Source organism: Deltaproteobacteria bacterium (genome assembly GCA_028818775.1).
Classification (GTDB): domain Bacteria; phylum Desulfobacterota; class Binatia; order UBA9968; family JAJDTQ01; genus JAJDTQ01.
In genome coordinates, this window is record JAPPNE010000147.1 from 11,360 (window position 1) to 31,288 (window position 19,929).

A 19,929-nucleotide genomic window follows, 5' to 3' on the forward strand; every position below is an offset into this window, starting at 1 on the left:
GACTGGACCTCTGCCGCCCCCACCCCTTCATCCATACCACACGGGCACTTCGAACGTAAGGCGACTCGGGAAACCAACACGTTATCGAGCGCCTCCGGTGTCGCCGATGACGGCCGTGTTCAGCGCGTATCTGTTTCCCGGCAACTGCTTGAGCAAACCTCCCAGCTCCAACTCCAGAAGCACCTCGCAGACCTGCTGGGCCGGAAGGCCAGTGCGGTCCATCACGTCGTCCATCGGCAGCGGCCCGGCTTCAAGGTTCAGTAGGATCGCGCGCGCCGCGCCGCCGAGCGGAGTTCGGGAAACGACACCACCCGACTCGACCGCGACGGCCGGAGCCGCGTCGCGCGCGGGCGCCGCCTGCGCCGCCAGTTGCGGCGCGATCTCCTCGATCACGTCGCTCACGTCCTCCACCAGCTTGGCTCCCTGCCGGATGAGCCGATGGGGGCCGCGGCTGCGGCTGGCGCGCGCCGGGCCGGGCACGGCGAACACCTCCCGGTCCTGCTCCAGGGCCCAGCGCGCCGTGATGAGGGAACCGCTGCGCTCGGTGGCTTCCACCACCACTATGCCGAGGGCGAGGCCGCTGATGAGGCGGTTGCGCGAGGGGAAATGGTGCGACAGCGGGCGCGTGCCCAGAGGATGCTCCGAGAGCACCGCGCCGCTCCCTTCGATGCGGCCGCTGAGATCGCGGTGCTCCGGCGGATAGGGCACGTCCACTCCCGAGCCCAGCACCGCCACGGTCCAGCCGCCTCCGTCGAGCGCGGCCTCGTGGGCGTGCCGGTCGATGCCACGGGCCATGCCGCTGACCACCACGACGCCCGCCGAGGCCAACCCCCGGCACAGCAGCCGGGTCATCTCGCGGCCGTACTCGCTCGGCGCGCGCGTCCCCACGACACCCACCGAGGCGTACCCCGCCACCTCCGGCGAACCCTTGACGTAGAGCACCGGAGGCGGATCGTGTATGGCGCGCAGCCGTTCCGGATAGGCCGGGTCCGTGTACCGCACCAGCCGCACCCCGGAATCGCGCACCCGCCGCATCTCTTCCGCCACGCGGTCCCACGCCGAGAACGCCAGCAGTCCTTCCACCGCCTGCCGGCTCAACCCGGCGATCTCCCGCAGCCCGCCCCCGCCGCCGAAAAACGCGTCCGTGGGATCGGCGAAGGCTTCCGCGATGCGCCGGAACCCGACGCACCCAAGGCCCGGAATCTCGCCGAACGCAAGCCAGGCGAGGTCCCGCCGGCTCTCGTCCGGCGTCCGGCCCGATGCACCCGCCCCGCCGCGCACTAGCTCTCGTCCCTGCCCGCGCGCGCCCGGAACGTCAGGCGCAGGGGCGCGTGCTCGAGGCCCAGCTCCGCGCGCAGCGCCTTCACGAGGTAACGCTGGTAGCCCGCGCCGAAGCCTTGGGGATTGTTCACGAACAGGGTGAAGGTCGGCGGCCGCACGTCGGTCTGCGTGGCGTAGTAGACCTTCACGGGACGCCCGCGGAGCTGCGGCGCGGCATGCCGCTCGGTGAGACGGCGCAGCACCCGGTTGAGCACCGGGGTCTTGATCCACCGGCGCTGCGCCTCGCCCACCCGTATCACCGTGTCCATCAGCCTGTTCATGCCCGACCCTTCCATTGCCGACAAAGATACGATCGGCACGTGGTCGGCAAACGGTAGCCGCCGGTGCAAAAAATTCCGGTATTCGCGCAGGCTCACCTGCTCCGTGTCCAGCAGGTCCCACTTGTTGATGCCCAGGACCATCCCCTTGCCCCGCTGCGAGGCGTAGGACATCACCTGGGCGTCCTGGTCGGTCACGCCTTCGGCGCCGTCCAGGAGGTGGATGACCACGTCCCCGGCGTCCACCGAGCGCAGGGCGCGGCTCACGCTGTAGCGTTCCACCGGATCCACCACCCGCGCCTTGCGCCGGATGCCCGCGGTATCGGTGAGGCGGCAAACCGTTCCGTTCCAGGTGAAGTCGGCCTGAAGCGCGTCTCGGGTGGTGCCGGGCCGCGAATCCACCAGGGAACGGTCGTAGCCCAGCAGCCGGTTCACCAGCGTGGACTTGCCCACGTTGGGGCGGCCCACCACCGCCAGTGCCAGCGGCTCCACCGCCTCGCGGGCGCCCTCCGCTTCCCCGGGCAGCGCGTCCACCACCTCCTGCATCAGGTCCGCGACCCCGAGCCCATGCTCCGCCGAAAGCGGATAAAGCCGTTCCACGCCCAGCCGGTAGAACTCGTAGAGATCGCTCTCGCGCGGCCCGGTGTCCAGCTTGTTGACCGCGTAGAACACCGGCTTGGAGGCCTGCCGCAGCAGCTCCACGGCGGCCGTGTCCGGCGGCATCGGCCCGGTGCGGCCGTCCAGCAGGAACACGATGACGTCGGCCTCGCTCACCGCCGTCATGGTCTGCTGCAGGATGCGCCCCTTGAGCCCCTCGCGCTCGTCCGGCTCCATCCCTCCGGTATCCACCAACACGAAGCGGTGCCGGCGCCACGACACCGCGTTGTAGTTGCGGTCGCGGGTGACCCCCGGCTGATCGTCCACGATGGCCCGCCGCGCCCGGCTCAGGCGGTTGAACAGCGTGGACTTGCCCACGTTGGGCCGCCCCACGATGGCCACCACCGGCAGATTTTCGGATGAGTTCATGATCCGACGAGGAACACGGGTCCGGGCAGCCCGTGCTAGAGCCCGAACGCCGCCAGACTGCGGGGGTCCCGGCTCCATCCGGGCGTGGCCTTGACCGCCAGTTCCAGGTAGACGCGGCAGCCGAGCAACCGCTCCAAGTCCTCCCGCGCGGCGCTGCCGATCTCCTTGAGCGCGGCGCCGCGCTTGCCGATGAGGATCGGCTTGTGGCCGTCCCGCTCGGTGTGGATGGTGGCGGCGATGACCACGAGGGCGCCGTCGTTCTTCTCCTCGAAGCGCTGCACCGAGACCGCCGTGCCGTAGGGGATTTCCTGCCGGGTGCGCAGAAAGACCTTCTCGCGGACGATCTCCGCGGCGATGAAGCGTTCCGTCTGGTCGGTCAGCTCATCCTCCGGGAAATAGCGCGGTCCGGCGGGCAGCCGGTCGAGTATCCCCTCCACCAGAAGCGGCACGTTCTCTCCGGTGCGCGCGCTGATGGGCAGGACCTCCCGCTCCGGCAGCAGTTCCGCCAGACGCGCCATCAACGGCAAGAGCCGCCCCTTGGCCACCGCGTCGATCTTGTTCAGCGCGATCACCGTCGGGTGGCGGCTGCCGCCGAGGATACCGGCGATGTCCTCGTCGTCCCCGCGGATGCCACCGCGGGCGTCCACTACCCAGACGACCGCCTCCACGTCCCCCAGGGAGCGCTTGGCCACGTCCACCATGCGCCGGTTCAAGAGCGAACGGGCGCGATGGATGCCCGGCGTATCCAACAACAACATCTGACCCCGCGGCACCGTCTTGATGCCCATGATCCGGTTGCGCGTGGTCTGCGGCCGGGGCGAGACGATGGCGATCTTCTCCCCCAGAAGCTGATTCAGCAGCGTGGACTTGCCGACGTTGGGCCGCCCCAGGATCGAGACGAATCCCGACCGGTAATCCGCTGAAACCGGTGTGGTGACATGCTCCGTTCGGATGGACTCAGTTGAGGCCATCGCACCATTATGGCACCAGCACCGGCCAGGTCAATCTGCCGGCCAGAAGCGGCCCCGTTTGGTATGGATGGGATATGGTTTAGTGTTCGAAGCCTACCGGCCACGGCTTCGGAGATGCTGTCGATCGCTTGTTGAGACAAAGCAGCAAGCGCGTGCGGCCAGTGTCCGCGATCGGCGGCGAGCGGTGCACGATTCCGCTTCCCGGTTCGGCGCAGCTTCCCCTGAAAATCGCCACGTCGTTTTTACGGAACTGCTCTACCGGTCCTTTGAATCGTTTCTGTTCGCGCAACGCCCGCTCGGCGTGGATCGGCTGGATCCACTCCGTCGCAGGACCACGATAGGTCGTCAGCAGGCGCGCCTCCACGCAGTCCCGGTGGAATTTCCAACAGGCATCGGTGGTGACGCGCTCCAGCCTTACATCAACGAGATCGGTCCGGGCAACCCTGGAAAATCCCGAAACGAGATCATCGACATCTCCGATCAGCAGGTTTCGCATGTCGCCAGGGGGCATCCCATTGGCGTCGAGAAGAGGCAGCAAAACCCGCCTGAGGGCTTGGGGCTGGATCAGGACGTGTATGTCTCGAAAATCGGCAACGTCGATGTGCTCAATCCAGTTCCTCAGACCCTGGGGAAGTGCTCGGCGCCAGATCACGAGTTCCATGTCGAGCCTGTTGATGGCGGCCAGACCTTCCGCCGCGTCGCACGTCGCAATGCCAGCGCCGCATGGGCGGCAACTTGCGCCTATGTTCATCCTGTCCGCCATACCGTCACCTCACCCAGCGCGGCAAGCGCGCGGTCATCCGGCCGTCAGTACACGAAGGACACCGCTCGGGTTGTCGACATTTTGAAGTGTTACCGCCATCTCAATCAGCATCGGCAGTCCACGCGAGAGACCGTTTCGATAGGTGTATGCGGAAACAGTTCCACCTGCTCAACAAACCGACCTACGCCCGCGGCACCGGCGCCGACGACGACGACATCATGGACGACTTCACTGCTCTCGGTGCGGATCATGAAGACTCATCCTGTCGACACTCAACTCCGGTCATAACGGCAGAGCCTTACGACGCCGGCGCCAGCGCCTTCGCCAGCGTCGTCGCGTTGTGCCGTATCATGTCGAGGTAGGTCGCTGCCGGACCGTCCGGGCCGGACAGAGCGCCAGGATAGAGCCTGCCGCCAACCATGGCTCCCGTCTCGTCGGCGATGCGCTTCAGAAGGCGTGGATCGCCAATGTTCTCGACGAATACGGCGCGAATGCCCCGTTCGCGCATAAACCGGACCAAGCGGGCGACATCCTTTGCGGACGCCTCCGACTCGGTGCCGAGCCCCTGCGGCGCGACGAACTCAAGCCCGTATTCGCGACCGAAATACTGGAACGCATCGTGGGAGGTGACGATGGTCCGGCTCCCCGCGGGCAGCTTGGCAACGATCCCACGGATATCTGAATCGAGAGCTTCGATCTCGGCCACATAGGCCTCGCGATTCCGGTGGAACGCACCGGCATTCCGCGGATCGGCCTTGGCGAGCGCCGCAGTGATGTTGTCCACGTAAACCGTTGCATGGCGGAGGCTCTGCCATGCATGGGGGTCGAAAACACCGTGGTGGTGCCCTTCGTGACCGTCGCCCTTGGCGCCTTCGTCGTGGCCGTGCTCCTTCGCGTGCTTGTCGTGATCGTCGCCCTTGGCGTGTTTGTCGCGACCATGCTCCATGGCGTGTTCGTCGTGGCCGGCTTCCTCGAACGCGATCGGCTTGATGCCCTTGGTCGTCACTACCCGGACACCGCGGAAGTCCGAAGCGTCGACCAGACGGTCCAGCCAGCCTTCGAATTGCAGTCCGTTGGCGACAAGAATCTGCGCTTCGCCGACGGCCCGCGCATCAGCCGGGGTCGGCTGATAGACATGGGTGTCCCCGTCGGGGCCAACGAGCGTCGTGACGGCAACGTACTCTCCGCCGATGCGCTTCACCATATCGCCGAGGATCGAGAAGGTGGCGACCACCGGGATCGTTTTGTCGGACTGCGCGATGGCCGGTGCCGCGAGCGACAGGGCGAGGAGGGCGGTGGCGGTTATCAGAAGCGCCCTGCGCGTGAGCATCGGAACTCCCGACATTCTGCTCATGCGATTGGTGTTCATGGAATCAGTCCCCTTTCTTGTTTCAGGCTTCGAGATAACGGAGCGGGAAGGCCCGCCCGGCGAGACTGCCCACCGGCCCGAAGGCCAGCGACAGCGCGTAGGCGAGACCCGCGACAAGGATGATCGCCGGCCCGGATGGCAGGCTGAAGTGATAGGAGAGAAGCATGCCGCTCAGGCTCGAGAGCATCGCAAAAGCAACGGCGGCGGCGATCAGTCCACCGATGCTGACTGCCCAGAATCGCGCGGCGGCCGCGGGAAGGATCATGATACCGACGGCCATCAGCGTGCCGAGCGCGTGAAAGCCGCCCAGGAGGTTCAGCACGACGAGGGCAAGAAACGTGAAGTGCGTCATGGCGCTGAGCCCGCTCACCGAGCGCAGGAACTGCGGATCCGCGCATTCGAGCACGAGCGGTCGAAACAGGGCCGCGAGCGCGAACAACGAAACGCTCGCGATGGAACAGAGAAGGATCAAGGCGTTGTCGTCGAGCGCGAGCACGGTGCCGAAAAGCACGTGCATCAGATCGACATTGTTGCCCCGGGTGGACACGATCAGCACGCCCAACGCCAGCGAGATCAGGTAGAAGGCCGCCAGACTCGCGTCCTCGCGCAGCACCGTGAAACGGGTCACGAAACCCGCAAGCAGCGCCACAACCATGCCTGAGAGCAGCCCGCCAACGGCCATCGCCCCAAGCGAGAGGCCCGCGAAGAGATAGCCGACGGCCACACCCGGAAGGATCGCACAAGCCATCGCGTCGCCCGTAAGGCTCATGCGGCGCAGCATCAGGAATACCCCGACCGGTGTCGCGCCCACCGAGATCGCAATGCAGCCCATCAGCGCGCGCCGCATGAAGCCGAAGTCGGCGAAGGGCTGGACGAGAACCTCCCACATCATGCAACGCTCCTCCCCCAGGCATGCGGGGTGGCGGCGCAGGCCTCGCACAGTTCGCGGGCGCGGCACTGGTTCTCGGCCGTCAGCACCTGCGCGGTGGGTCCATGGGCAACGAGCTCGCGCGCCAGCATCAGCGAGTGCGGAAAGTGAGCCCGCACCGTGTCGAAGTCGTGCAAAACGGCGAGCACCGTGCGGCCCTCGCCGTGCCAGCGCCGCACCACGCCGATGAGATCGGCCGTTGTTCTCGCGTCAACCGCAGTGAAGGGCTCATCCAGCAGGACGAGCCCGGCATTCTGCAACAGAAGCCGCGCGAAGAGCGCGCGCTGTAGCTCGCCGCCCGACAGCGACCCGATGGGCCGCTTCTCGAACCCTTCGAGGCCCACCGCGGAAATCGCTTCGGCGACGCGTGCGTGGTGAATGGCCCGCAAGCCGGCAAAACCGCCGATCTCCCGCCAGAGGCCCATCGCCACGAGGTCGGCGACGGCGATCGGGAAAGACCGGTCGACGTCCGATTGCTGCGGCAGGTAGGCGATTCCGCCCCGCGCGATCCGGCCCAAGGCGATCCGACCTTCGAGCGGGCGGAGTGAGCCGATCACTCCCTTCAGCACCGTGGATTTGCCGGCCCCGTTGGGTCCGACGATGGCCGTCAGGCTGCCCTCGGCGATCTCGACACAGAGGCGGTGCACCGCGGGATGCCGATCGTAGCCGAGGGTCAGGTCCTGAAACTCGAGGGCGCAGGTCATGGCCCCCCCGGCGTGGACGTCGCCCAGAAGAACGCGCCCCAAAGCGCGGCTACGATCAGGGCGGCGCCGACCAGCCGGGGGCCGGCGCCGAGCGGCAGCAGCCGGACTGAAGCGCCGAGCCGCGCCCTCATGACAGCGCCCCCTGAGCGGGGGCGCTCACGTCCACCCGCCGCGACGGTCCATGCGTATACCGGCTCTCCATGAGCACCAGCGACAGCACGACGGCAGCACGCGGCCACCGCCGTGTGAAAGTACGTGTCATGTGCATTTTTCCTCATGCAGGCCTCCCGAACGAGGCCGCGCGGCCATATTCTGGAGCCCCGCGATAGAGTTATTGATATTATTATATCAATAATGAACTCGTCAAGCCCCCACCCGCGGTTTTCGTTGTCACCTCCCCGGTGACGTTGCGCTTGGCCTATCGGGTGCAGGTGCGGGGCGTGAACAGAGCGGAAGCGGGACGGCGGCGTACGGCACGGTCACGCCGAAGGCGACGGTGACCGGCTCGACCTCTCAACGCGCCCGGCGCACGTGCAGGAAGGCGCGCAACGCCAGGTCCAGCAGGAAGACGCCGAGGCCGGCGGCGGCGAGCGCCCACCAGATGCCGCGGACCGATCCGGCGGCGTCGGGGTCGGCGGTGAAGAGACCTTCGATGTCCTCGGCCAGGGTGTTCGCCTGCAGCACCTTGCCGCCCGTCTCCCGGGCCAAGCGCTCCAGCAACTCCTGGTTGGCGTTCATTTCGCGATACTCCTGCGAGAACGGGACGATGAACGGGACGGTGAAGGCAAGGGGAGACGCGGCGGCGGACCCGACGGCAGACGCGGCGGCACCCATCGCCAGGTTGGGAACCAGGGGAGGCACCCCCGGGAGCACGCCGGTGGGGTGCTGGACGGTGAGCAGGTTGATGCCCCGGCTCGGGGTGGCGAAGCGGGTCTGGTAGCGGCCCGGCGCCACCTGCCGGAAGGTCTCCTCCTGCAAGGTCTCGTCGGCGCGGGTTAGGAGTCCCTGAAGCTTTAGGTGGTTCACGGGCCGTCCCGAAGCCGAGAAGAGATCCACCACCGCGCTCATGGCCTCACCCTCGCGCACGAAGTCCGTACGCAGACGATGCTCGGAGACGTTCCGCACCGCCAGCCGGGCCATCTGCGCGGCCCATCTGGAGAACGCGGGCCACTGCACCCAGTGGCGCCCCCAGCGGCCCGAGACGTCCGAGGTGAAGGCGTACACACGTCCCAGCCCGTAGCGCCACGACACCAGCAGCGGGTCCTCGCCGGCGCGCAGGTGGACCTCTGCGCGCGGCTTCACGTGGGTCAGGACGTAGCCCAGGATCTGCGGCAGCGGCTGCCCCGTCAGCCCGCGCATGGGCCCCGAACCCCCCAGCGCCACCGGCGTCACGGTCTTCTCCACCAGCAGGTCCCGCGAGATGAGCAGCGTCTCGGTGGTGAAGATCTGCGGGATGGTGCGCGGGTCCACGGTGGCGTAGCTGCGCCCACGGCCGCCCTGGGCAAGCTGGGTCATGAGCCGCCGGTCGGCGTCGCCGCCGATGGAGACCGTGGAGACCGTGATGCGGTCCCGGGCCATGCGGGTGACCTGCTCCACCAAGTCCGCCTTCTCGGTGAGGCCGTCGGACAGCACCAACACATGCTTGATGGCGGCCTTCTTCTCGGCGAGGGCGCGGCGGCCCTCTACCATGGCCTTGAGCAGGTCCGTGCCGCCGTCGGAGGTGAGCCGGGCGACGTCCTCGGCGATGCTCTCACCGCCGCCGGCCTGCCGGAACGGCACCACCCACTCCCAGTTGGAATCGAACGCGAGGATGCCCACCTCGTCGCTGGGGTTGAGCAGCTCGGCCGACGCCATGGTGGCGGCCTTGGCCAGATCCAGCTTGGTGGTACCGAAGGGGCCGCCGCCCATGCTGCCGGACTTGTCCACCACGAAGAGCAGCGCCACGTGGGGCAACTCCATGCGCACCGGCGGACGCATCTCCACCGGCAGCGTCTGCTCCAGGGGCGTGCGATAGTATCCGCCGGCGCCGTAGCTGCGGGTGCCGCCGAGCACGATGAGGCCGCCGCCGAGATCTCGCACGAAGCGCTCGATGCGCTCCATCTTGACCTGCGAGAGCTGGTAGGCGGGGACGTTGTCCAGCACCAGCAGGTCGAAGCCCGACAGCTCGGGCAGGGTGAGGTTGGCCCGCGCCGGGGTCTTCTCCTCCACCTCGTAACCCTGGACCCGCAGCGCCTCGGCCATGAAGCGCCGGGCCGCGTCCGGGTCGTGGAGGTAGAGGATGCGCGAAGGTCCCTTGACGCTGACGATGCCCTGCAGCAGGTTGTTCTCCGCCAGCACGTCCGCGTCCGCCTCCACCATCAGCTCGTAGGTGTGGGTGCCGCGCCGGTCCACGCTGTCGGTGAAGCTGAGCCAGTTGGCGCCGGGGGCCAGTTCCCGGCGCGTGGAGCGGATCACGCGTCCGTCGCGCAGCAGGGATATGCTGGCGGACGACGCCCCGGCGCTGGTGAGGGCGGCCTTGATCTCGAAGGTCTCGCCGCTGTCCACCACCGAGGGCACCGAGAACTCGGACAGGTAGACCTCGTTCCGGCCCTCCGCGAGGCTTACCGGATACGGCCACACGGCCACTCCGTGGGAACGCAGCATGGGCAGCACCCGCTCCACCGAGCCGCGGTTCTCGTTGGCGTCCGAGATGAGCACGATGCGGCTCTCGCGCCCCTCGCTCAGCTCTCCAAGGGCGCCCTGAATGGCCGCCGCCAGGTCGGTGGCGTCGCGCTCGGGCGGGGGCGGCAGCTCGCTCACCGGGATCTCGTCGGTGGGGAGAAACTCCCACTGGGGGCGCCGCGCGAAGGAGAACAGGCCCAGGCGCACCTTGGGGTTCAACTTCTCCTGGGCGCGCTCCAGCATGTCCGCGGCGCGCGCGCGGGCCTCCTCCCCGACGCTGTGGGAGAGGTCCACGGCCATGACCACGTCCAACTCGGGGTCCTCCGCCAGCATGCGCGGGTTCACCAGGGCCAGCACCAGCACCGCGGCCGCGGGAACCCGCAGCCACAGCGGCAGCAGCGACCGGCGCATGCGGCAGACCAGCACGCACTCCGCCAGGAGCAACGCCAAACCCAGCACCAGCAACACCGGCCAAAGGTCGAAGCGGGCGCCCGGGGCGCTCTCGGCCGCCGCCGGCGCGGCCTCCGCGGGCTCCGCCCGGTACGACGGCCGGATGCGCGACTCCTCCTCGCTGAACAGGTTCACCGCGAACTCGCCGTCCCCGCGCGTCCCGCTGAACTGGTAGAAACCCACCTCCGCGGTGTCGCTGTAGGTGCCGGTGCGTTCCCGGGTGCGCACGGGGAGGGTCTCGCCCGACGGGCTCACGAACACCAGTTGCTCCTCGTCCACGCCCACGTCGGCTACGAACGGCAGGCCCGCGGCCACCTGGCTGGCCGGGAACTCGCGAGACGCGGGCCGGAACCAGGAGAAGGCGTTGCGCACCAGCAACGGGAACGACACACGGAACGGAAGATCCGACCGGGTGAGGTCGAAGGCGAAGACCAGCGCCTTGAGGTCGCCCTTCTCCACCACGTGGATCAAGGGCCCGCCCTCGGACGCCGCCAGGGAAACGCCTCCACCGTCGGCCGCGAGCGCCAGGGCGTCGCGCACCACCAGCCCGTCGAGACGCACGCCCGCCGCCAGCGGGTGCGCGGAATCGGCCGACGCCAACACCGGCCGGGGGGCCACTCCGGCCACGCGCAGCCCCAGCCCTTCCGGCACCGTGCGCATGAGGATGAAGTTGCCGCGCTCAAGGGGCGGCGCCGGCACCCGGTCAAGCATCACCACGTCGTAGGCGGCCACCTGCTCGGTGACCCGGTCCTCCGGGATGCGGTCGATGCGCGCCAGGGTGACGTGGGGGAAATAGCGCAACAGCCGTTCCAGGTACGGGTTGCCGGGCCCCACGTAGAGCACCCGCGTGGGGCGTTCGTCCGGGAAGGACAGATACGCGCGGTTGTCGGTCTGGAGGTCGTCGTCGACGGCCAGCAGGGCGGTGGCGCGCCCGCGCAGGGGACCCGGAACGCCGTAGATCAGCACCTCGCGGGCGGACGGCCCCAGGGACAGCAGCGTGCGGCTCACCACCCGGTCGGCCACGGTGACCACCAGCGGCGCGTGCACCGGCCGCTCGGTGAAGTTCTGCACCAGCACCATGGCCTCGTACTCGTCGGCCTCGCCGGGCACCCGGCGAAACTGGAAACCCAGGATGCCGACGTTGTCCGCGCCGCCCTCCACCTGCACCAGCTCCAGGTAGGATGCGGCCCACGGCAACTCCTCGATGCCCTTGAAGGCGCCGTCGGTGAGCACCACCACCCGGTGCGGCCCCTGGCGCTTGAGGAACGTGTGCGCCAGCAGCACCGCCTCCTTCACCGGCGCCTCGGCGTCGGTGGCGGACAGGTCCCGCGCGGTGCGCCGGAGCCGGGCGCGGTCCCGTGTGAAGGGCTGCACCACCACGGGCTCCGCCGCCGCCCCGATGATCATCATGCGGTCGCCGCCGCCGAGCCCGTCGATGCGCCGGAGCAGTTCTTCCCGGGCGGCGTCGAAGCGCACGCCGGACGCGCCGGCCGCCTTCATGCTGGCGCTCTGGTCCATCACCACCACCCAGTCGCGGGCGCCGGCGCCCACGCCCAGGAGCGCGGGGCCCGCCAGCGCGGTGATGACCGCCAGGGCCGCCAGGAGTTGCAGGATCAACGGCAGGTTGCGGTGCCAGAGCCAGCCCAGGCGGCGGCCCATGGGGCGTTCCCGCAGCACCTTCTCCAGGAGGAACAATGCGGTTACGGGGACACGTGGACCCCTGGGCCGCAGGCTGTTGAGCAGCAGGATGAGCGGCACCGCTCCGAGCAGGATGAAGAAGGCGGTGGGGAAGAGCCAGAGCACGGCGTTATCCGGGTCGTCTGTCCTGGGTCAGGTAGCGCAGGACGAAGTCGTCGAAGGGGACGTCGCTGGTGGTGCGGCGGTAGTCCATGGCCTGGCTCTCGCAGAAACGCCGGGTGCCGTCGAAGTACGCCTCCACCTCCCGGTGGAAGCGTTCGGCCAGGTCGCCGTCGAGGAACACCCGCCGTTCCCGGTCGCTCTCCACGTCCACCAGGGACACGTCGCCGTCTGGATCCAGCCGGTTCTCGCCCTCCCCCAGGACGTGCACCAGAAGGACATCGTGCCGCTTCCGCGCCAGCTCCTCCAGCCCGGCGCGGCAGCCGGCAGCGTCCAGCAGGTCGCTGAACAGCACCACGAGACCGGGCCGCGGATAGATCCGGGTGAAGGTCTTCATGGACGCCTCCAGGTCGGTGCGGCCGGCGGGAGCCAGTTCCTCGAGGAAGTTGAACAGCGACAGGATCTGGCCCCGGGTGCGCGCCGGCGGCAACTGCGCCCCCACGTCCGCGGCAAAGCCCATGGCCCCGACCCGGTCGTGGGTCTTGAGGCCGATGTAGCCCAGGGCCGCGGCCACGTTCTTGGCGAACTCCAGCTTGGCGGGGTCTCCCTGGGCCATGGACAGGCTGGCGTCCAGCAGGAGATAGACCGTGATCTCCTCCTCGGCCGTGAACACCTTGAGCAGCAGCCGCTCCAGGCGCCCGTACACGTTCCAGTCCACGTAGCGCAGGTCGTCGCCTTGGCTGTACTTGCGGAAGTCCGAGAACTCCAGGCTGTAGCCCTTGCGGATGGTCGGGTGCTCGCCCCGGGCCACGCCCCAGCTCAGGCGCTTGGCCACCAGGCGCAGCTTGTCCAGCCGCGCCAGGAAGTCGGGCTCGAGGAAGCGGTGCGCCTCGGAGCGCGCCTCGGCCACCGCCATCAGGCCTGCACCTCCGGCACCCGCGCCAGCACCTCTTCCAGCACCGCCTCCGGCGCGATGCCCGAGGCCTCCGCCGCCAGGTTGAGCAGCAGCCGGTGGCGCAGGCTCGGCATCAGGTCGCGGCGGATGTCCTCGAACGAAACGTTGGGCCGCCCGGAGAGCAACGCCCGCGCCTTGGCCGCCAGGATGACCGCCTGCAGGCCGCGGGGGCTGGCGCCGTACTGCACGTACTTGCGCGCCAGCTCCGTGCTGTGCTCGGTCTCGGAGTGGGTCGCCATCACCAAGCGCACGGCATAGTCGCGCACCGCGGCGGCCAGCGGCACCGCCCGCACCGCCGCGCGCATCTCCAGCACGGACTCCGCCGCCAGCACCTTGGCGAGGGCCCCGGACGGCGCGGCGGTGGTGAGATCGGCGATGCGCGCCATCTCGTCGTACGAGGGGTAACGGACGATGAGCTTGAAAAAGAAGCGGTCCACCTGCGCCTCCGGCAGCGGATAGGTCCCCTCCATCTCGATGGGGTTCTGGGTGGCCAGGACCATGAACGGGCTGGGGATGGCATGAAGCGCGCCGCCCGCGGTGACGCTCTGGTCCTGCATCGCCTCCAGCAGCGCCGACTGGGTCTTGGGCGTGGCCCGGTTGATCTCGTCGGCCAGCACGATGTTGGCGAACACCGGACCGGCCTCGAACACGAACACCTTGCGCCCCGACGCGTCCTCGTTGACCACGTTGGTGCCGGTGATGTCCGCGGGCATGAGGTCCGGGGTGAACTGGATGCGCGAGAAGCTGAGGTCCATGAGTTCCCCCAGCGAGCGCACGATCAGGGTCTTGCCCAGACCCGGCACCCCCTCCAGCAGGCAATGCCCGCCGCACACGAGCGCGATGAAGATGCCCTCGATGAGCTCCTCGTGGCCCACCACGGCCTTGTGCATCTCGCTCTTGACTTCCTCGAACGACCGCTGGGCGTTCAGCATTCGGGTGCGTACGCCCTCGGTCGTGGTTTCCTCGGTGGTTGCTTCCAGTGTCACGTTCGCGTCGCTCCCCGGAACCCGGCGCGCTCACGGCACGGCGCGGGCAGATGGCGATCCGCTTCCACGTCCGTACCCTGCGGCGGCGCGGGCTTCCGACTAAGGTCTCCCGGTCACTCCCAGGGACAGGAAATAGTTCTTGATGGTTTCCTTGAACTCGGCGGGAATCTCCGCGGAGGACAGCTCCGCCTCCACCTGCCGTTGATAGCGCACCACCACAGCCTCCTCCGTCACCGTGCTCTCGCCCGGACGCGCCTCGCCGCGGAAGCCGAACCCACGGCTCGGCCCCTGCCCCAGGAGCCCTTGCAGATGCGTGCGCACGCGCGCCTGGAAGGCGGGGTCGTAGGGTTCCTGCCCGCCCTTGCCGGGCTCGTTGCCCGGTTGCCGCCCGGCCGGCGGCGACTCCTCCATCTCGCTCTTGGGGCCGCCGGGCCGGGCCGCCTCGGCGAGGGATTCGCCCGGCGCATCCCCCGGCAACAGCTCGGTGAGGAACTGTTGCGTGGAAGCCATCTCGCGCCGGTCCTGCTCCTGCCGGGCCTCCCGCTCCACGCGGTCGAGGAAGTCGCGGATCTCCTCCTCGCTCATCTCCGTGGAATTCCCGGGCTGCCGGTCCAGGGACGAGAGACCCATGGATTCCAGCATCTCGCTCCGGCTCTTGCCCTGCAGGGAACCGTCCATCTGCCGCGTCCTCGAACGCTGGAGCTGCTCCCGCAGCTTCTCCAGGGCCGCGTCGGACAGCACCGGCCACTCCAGGCCCGCCTCGGTGGGCCACGAGCGGGTCATGTCCTCCAGCACCTCCACCATGGCTCCCACCGCGGCCTCGATCCCGGACTCGTCGTCCGCGGGATCGTCGAGCTGCCTTTCGGCCATCTCGCGCAGCGCCTCGGCCATGCGCCGGCTCTCGACCAGGTCCCGCTCGCGCGCCCGCTCCTCCAGCTCCCGGGCGTGTTCCCGCAGCGTCTCGGCCATGCGCGACGCCGCCGACACCGCCTCGGGGGCACCCCCCGCCGGCAGCCACATCCCCGCCCCCGCCAGCAGCACCAGGAACGCGCCGGCCCACGCGTGCCAGGACCGCGGGCGCGGCAGCAACGGCGGGAGGGTCACCCGCGCCAGCTTCTCGGCCGCTTCCTCCACCACCAGCTCTTCCTCCGGACGGCGGCCGCCTTCCGCAGCCTCGCGGGACAGGATGTCCGATGCGGTCAGGACCCGTTCCCGGAGCTCCAGGCGGTCGTCCACCCCCTTGAGCGCGCCCAGGAACGCGCGTTCGCGCCAGGGGCGCAGCAGGAACACCGCCAAGGCCGCCGCGGCGAAGACCGCCGGCGCAAGCCACAGCAGGGCGGCGTCGGCCGCCACGAGCGCGCGCGCCGCCACCACCGCCGCGGCCGTCAGCGCCGCGTAGAAGAGGCTCTCCCACAACAGGCGCTCGCGACGCTTGCGCCGCTCCCACCGGCGCAGTTCGGCGAGCTTCTCGCGCAGCAGGGATTCGGGTTCGGTCAATTGTAGCCTTTCTGCACCCGCCTGAGCCCCCAGGCCAGGAGCGCCAGCGCCACTGCGAACACCACGCCCTGGAAGCCCCAGTGGATCAGCGAAGGGGTCCACAGCACACCCCAGCGCACCGGCGCGGCGGCGATCTCCAGTGTGCCGAGATGATAGAGCAGAAACGCCACCGGGTTCAACGTCTGAGCCCATGCGCCGAAGGCGCCGGAGATCAGGAAGAAGCAGACGAAGATCCAGCGGATGAAGACCCGGCGGGTATCCGCCTTGCGTTCCCAGAAGGCCAGCCCCACGAGGCCCCAGATGCCGTAGCCCACGGCGTAGAGGAACAGCATGGGCAAGGTCGAGGCCATGTCCGCCAGGGGAGCGCGCGCGATGGCCCCCGACCACGCCAGCAGCGGCGCGGCCAAAAGCAGCAGGATCAGTGAATGAACCAGCAGGATGGTCAGCAGGCCGCCCGCCACCGCCGTGATGCTCAGCCGTTCCTCCTCGAGCCAGTGGCGCAGCGGCGAGAAGCGCCAGGCGAGGAACTCCAGGCCGGCGAAGCGCAGGGTCAGGTAGACGATGAGCAGCAGCGAGGCCACCGTGGAGAACTTGAAGAGGAAGGCCGGTCCGATCCAGAAGCGGGCTTCCCCGGAGGGGAGCACCAGCGCCAGAAGCTGCAGCGCCCCCAGGATGAGCAGGTAGAACAGGTAGGTGACGTAGGCCTGCCCGTCCACCCAGTACACCGCCACGGCCTCGCGGAACACCGGATTGGTCCAGGGCCTCACAGGTCTTCCTCCTCGGCGCCCACCGGGAGGGCGACGCGGAAGAGCTTGAAGTGGTGCGCCGAGACCCGCGCGTCGTCCACCTGGAGCGCCGGTTCGTCACCGCCGATCCAGCCGATGACGAAGGCCGCCTTGGGGTCGTCGGCCTCGTTGTCCGGGAACACGGAGTAGCGCAGCAGGAGCCGGCGGGCGTCGTCGTCGAAAGTCACGTCGCGCGGCTGGCTCTCCTCCTCCCCTTCGCCTTTGGGCACCGCGGACAGCTCCCGCCGCAGCACGCCGCCGGGCGGTACGTCGCCGAGCTTGTAGCCCTTTCCGCCCACCACGAGCCAGCAATCCGTGAACGCGCCGGAGCCGCGGTTGGCGATGCCGATCCGGTAGGTATCCGCGGTGTGCTGCCAGTCGATGCCCACCGGCGACGGCTCCAGGGAGCGCAGCTTGAACAGCGCGGAGTTCCATTCCGTGAGCGGGACGTGGACCCGTCCGTGGGGACGCCCCTGCCGCAGCACGAGCGACGCCTCGGCGTCGTCGACGGAGGCGGGCACGAGGTCGAGCTGGCTCCACCCGTCCCTGAGGCTGAAGGAGAAGTCCTTGTGCCGGGTGGCGAACAGGCCCACGTTGGCGTGGACCGGCGCCATGTCGGACCACGGACTGCTCTCCACCACGGTCGACGAGATCAGGATGCCGTCGGGCACGTGGCCGCCCCGATCGAAGTACCAGTAGCCGGCCAGCGCCGATGCCGCCACCAATGCCGCGGGCACCAGCGCGAGCCGGTAGCCGGCGGGCACGCCGCTCCTCCAGTAACGGAACCACAGCAGCAGCGAGCCGATGTAGAGCGCCAGCGCCAGCAGCAGCGTCAGTATCGGCGAGCGCAGGCTGGAGAAGCCGAAGTCCTGGAGCAGGACCGTGAACACCGACCGGTTCCACGCGCTCCACGGGTCGGTGCCTCTGGGAGGCGGCTTCCCCAGCACCTCGCCGAAGAGCGCCGGAAGGCCCTCCCAGTCGGACACCGGCGGGCGGCCCACGTCCAGCGACAGGTAGGTCACCCGGCCGGCGCCGTGATCGCGCTGCACCAGGATGGGCGTGCCCCCTTCTTCCACGAGCACCGTGCTGTCCGCGGCCGCCACCGTATCCTGAACGAGGAGATCCGCGAGGGTGCCGCCGAATTGTGCGGACAGCTCCGGCAACGCGTCCACGCGCTTCACCCCGCGCACGGCAACGGGGAGCAGCGGCGCGGTGGCGCGGTCGCGGTACAAGGCGAAGTGCGCCCCGCCCAACACCGCGAGGGTCCCGCCCGACGAGAGCCAGCGTTCCAGCGCGGCGCGCTGGCGCCTCGACAAGCCGCGCAGGGACTGCTCGTAGAGTATGACGCTCCATACCCCGCCGTAGGCGCGGGCGTCCTCGGGCAGATCGCTCAGGGGAAGGGACACGACGGGCACGGGGGTCTCGTAGGGAAGGGGAATGGCCGGGGCGACGTTGCTGCGGGTCAGCAGCAGCAGCAGCGGCTGGCCCGTGAAGCGCCCCCGGAGCGTGACCGCGGTCTCATGACTCTGTCCGCCGCCCGTGAAGCGCAGCACCAGCGGTTGCGCCACCGTATCCGGGTCGACGGTGACGAACAGGACCTTGCGGGCGTGGGCGGAGAGAAAGAGGTCGCGCTGCTGGATGAAGGAGTAGGGGTCCATCCCGCGGGTGGGACCGCCGCGGGCCTCCACCACCTCCAGCACGCCGCGCACCGCCGCGCCGGAGTTCACCAGCTCGATGCGCACGGGCAGCGCTTCGCCGAGACGGAAGATGCCGCCGAATCCCGGCTCGGCATGGATCGAGACCTGAGCCTGAGCGGGAACGGCGAGGAGCAGCGCCAGGGCCGCCATGGCGGCCGCGCAGCTCGCGACAAACGCGACCCTATTCGATGAAGGAGACGTCCAGGACCTCGAAGTTCCGTACGCCCGCGGGCGTGCGCACCTCCACCAGGTCGCCCACGCGCCGTCCGATCAGCGACCGTGCCACCGGAGACCCCAGGGAAATCCTTCCCTCCTTGGGCTCGGCTTCGTGCTCGCCCACGATCTGGTAGACGACGTCCTCGTCGGTGTCGTCGTCCACGAGCTTGACGGTGGCGCCGAACACGATCTTGTCGCCGGAAAGCTTGGAAATGTCGATGATCTGCGCGCGCGCGATCCTGTCCTCGAGCTCGCGGATCTGAACGTCGAGCAGGGACTGGCGGTCCTTGGCGGCGTGATACTCGGCGTTCTCCGACAGGTCGCCGTGGGCGCGGGCCTCCTCGATGTCGCGGACGTTCCTGGGACGTTCAACCGACTTGAGGCGCTGGAGATCCTCCAGCAATTGCTGATGCCCACGCGCCGTCATGGGCACGGAGCCGTCGTGGTCTGCCATCTGACTGCACCTCTGAAGAATGTTTGTCTGAAAATGTTTCTCTGCACGGCCTCAGGAAAGCCGCGGCGGATTCGGCCAGGAGCGTTTGCCGGGTCCGAAGACGTGACAGGCCGTGCCGTGGCCGCCGTAGGCGAACTCCAGCTCGGGCTCCACCTCGGTGCAGATCTGCTCGCGGTACGGGCACCGCGGGTGAAAGTTGCAACCTGACGGCGGGTTGACGGGGCTGGGCACGTCGCCCTCCAGCACCATGCGGTCCTTCTTGGGATTGGGATCCGGCATGGGTACCGCGGACAGCAGCGCGCGGGTGTACGGATGGCGCGCGTCCTTGTAGATGGCGTCGCTGGGAGCGATCTCCACCACCTTGCCCAGGTACATAATCGCCACCCGGTGGCTGACGTGCTCCACCACCCGGAGGTCGTGGGAGATGAAGAAGAACGTGAGGCTCATGCTCTCCTGCAACTCCTGCAGGAGGTTGATGATCTGGGCCTGGATGGACACGTCCAGGGACGACACCGGTTCGTCGGCGACGATGAACTTCGGCGACACCGCCAGCGCCCGGGCGATGCCGATGCGCTGCCGCTGGCCGCCGCTGAACTCGTGCGGATAGCGGTCGTAGTGGTCTTCCCGGAGCCCCACCTTGTCGAGCAGCGCCATCACCTGTTCCCTGCGACCGCTGCCGGAAGCCATCTTGTGGATCTTGAGGCCCTCGCCGATGATCTCGCCCACGCGCATGCGCGGGTTGAGGGAGGCGTAGGGGTCCTGGAAGATGATCTGCATGCGCCGGCGCAGATCGCGCATCTCCGCGCTGGAGACACGCATGATATCCTTGTCCTCGAACAGGATCTCGCCGTCGGTGGGCTCGATCAGGCGCAGGATCGTGCGCCCCAGCGTCGACTTGCCGCAGCCCGACTCTCCCACCACGCCGAGGGTCTCTCCTTCCTCCACCGTGAGGCTGACCCCGTCCACCGCCTTGACGTCCCCCTTGCTCCGGGAGAGCAATCCCTCCGCCACCGGGAAATACTTCTTGAGGTTCCTGATTTCCAGCAAGCTCATGGGATTCCACGTCCTGTCG

General features: G+C 68.8%; 17 protein-coding genes. All 17 read right to left on the reverse strand.

What is annotated here, in order from left to right; all coding sequences use genetic code 11:
• Positions 1–81: 81 nt before the first annotated feature.
• On the reverse strand, positions 82–1,281 hold the full coding sequence (gene dprA, locus OXU42_15945; GenBank protein ID MDE0030881.1) for a DNA-processing protein DprA: 1,200 nt from the start codon (positions 1,279–1,281) through the stop codon (positions 82–84).
• Positions 1,281–2,624, reverse strand: coding sequence for a ribosome biogenesis GTPase Der (gene der, locus OXU42_15950; protein ID MDE0030882.1), 1,344 nt, complete (start codon positions 2,622–2,624; stop codon positions 1,281–1,283). Before der ends, dprA begins: the two co-directional genes overlap by 1 nt.
• Positions 2,625–2,659: 35 nt before the next feature.
• Positions 2,660–3,595 carry a GTPase Era gene (gene era / locus OXU42_15955; protein ID MDE0030883.1) on the reverse strand — a complete coding sequence of 312 codons (936 nt, stop codon included), beginning with the start codon at positions 3,593–3,595 and terminating at the stop codon, positions 2,660–2,662.
• A 79-nt stretch (positions 3,596–3,674) separates the two neighbouring features.
• Complete coding sequence (locus OXU42_15960; GenBank protein ID MDE0030884.1) at positions 3,675–4,358, reverse strand: DUF1826 domain-containing protein; 684 nt, start codon at positions 4,356–4,358, stop codon at positions 3,675–3,677.
• A gap of 104 nt (positions 4,359–4,462) precedes the next feature.
• Complete coding sequence (locus tag OXU42_15965; protein ID MDE0030885.1) at positions 4,463–4,609, reverse strand: hypothetical protein; 147 nt, start codon at positions 4,607–4,609, stop codon at positions 4,463–4,465.
• A 47-nt stretch (positions 4,610–4,656) separates the two neighbouring features.
• Positions 4,657–5,688: a zinc ABC transporter substrate-binding protein gene (locus OXU42_15970; protein MDE0030886.1), complete on the reverse strand. Its 1,032-nt coding sequence runs from the start codon at positions 5,686–5,688 to the stop codon at positions 4,657–4,659.
• Positions 5,689–5,749: 61 nt separating this feature from the next.
• Positions 5,750–6,619 (reverse strand): metal ABC transporter permease, encoded by an 870-nt coding sequence (locus tag OXU42_15975; GenBank protein MDE0030887.1) that lies wholly within the window; start codon positions 6,617–6,619, stop codon positions 5,750–5,752.
• Positions 6,616–7,359: an ABC transporter ATP-binding protein gene (locus OXU42_15980; GenBank protein ID MDE0030888.1), complete on the reverse strand. Its 744-nt coding sequence runs from the start codon at positions 7,357–7,359 to the stop codon at positions 6,616–6,618. Before OXU42_15980 ends, OXU42_15975 begins: the two co-directional genes overlap by 4 nt.
• Before the next feature lie 127 nt (positions 7,360–7,486).
• A complete protein-coding gene (locus OXU42_15985; GenBank protein ID MDE0030889.1) occupies positions 7,487–7,621 on the reverse strand; it encodes a hypothetical protein in 135 nt (44 codons plus the stop codon).
• A gap of 251 nt (positions 7,622–7,872) precedes the next feature.
• Positions 7,873–12,273: a VWA domain-containing protein gene (locus OXU42_15990; GenBank protein ID MDE0030890.1), complete on the reverse strand. Its 4,401-nt coding sequence runs from the start codon at positions 12,271–12,273 to the stop codon at positions 7,873–7,875.
• A 4-nt stretch (positions 12,274–12,277) separates the two neighbouring features.
• Complete coding sequence (locus tag OXU42_15995) at positions 12,278–13,183, reverse strand: DUF58 domain-containing protein (protein MDE0030891.1); 906 nt, start codon at positions 13,181–13,183, stop codon at positions 12,278–12,280.
• Positions 13,183–14,154, reverse strand: a complete 972-nt coding sequence (locus OXU42_16000; protein ID MDE0030892.1) for a MoxR family ATPase — start codon at positions 14,152–14,154, stop codon at positions 13,183–13,185. Before OXU42_16000 ends, OXU42_15995 begins: the two co-directional genes overlap by 1 nt.
• A gap of 153 nt (positions 14,155–14,307) precedes the next feature.
• Positions 14,308–15,705, reverse strand: coding sequence for a hypothetical protein (locus tag OXU42_16005; GenBank protein MDE0030893.1), 1,398 nt, complete (start codon positions 15,703–15,705; stop codon positions 14,308–14,310).
• Complete coding sequence (locus OXU42_16010) at positions 15,702–16,472, reverse strand: hypothetical protein (GenBank protein ID MDE0030894.1); 771 nt, start codon at positions 16,470–16,472, stop codon at positions 15,702–15,704. Before OXU42_16010 ends, OXU42_16005 begins: the two co-directional genes overlap by 4 nt.
• Positions 16,469–18,337, reverse strand: a complete 1,869-nt coding sequence (locus OXU42_16015) for a hypothetical protein (protein MDE0030895.1) — start codon at positions 18,335–18,337, stop codon at positions 16,469–16,471. Before OXU42_16015 ends, OXU42_16010 begins: the two co-directional genes overlap by 4 nt.
• A 31-nt stretch (positions 18,338–18,368) precedes the next feature.
• A complete protein-coding gene (gene greA, locus OXU42_16020; protein MDE0030896.1) occupies positions 18,369–18,857 on the reverse strand; it encodes a transcription elongation factor GreA in 489 nt (162 codons plus the stop codon).
• Between the two features lie 51 nt (positions 18,858–18,908).
• Positions 18,909–19,910 (reverse strand): dipeptide ABC transporter ATP-binding protein, encoded by a 1,002-nt coding sequence (locus OXU42_16025; protein ID MDE0030897.1) that lies wholly within the window; start codon positions 19,908–19,910, stop codon positions 18,909–18,911.
• Positions 19,911–19,929 lie beyond the last annotated feature (19 nt).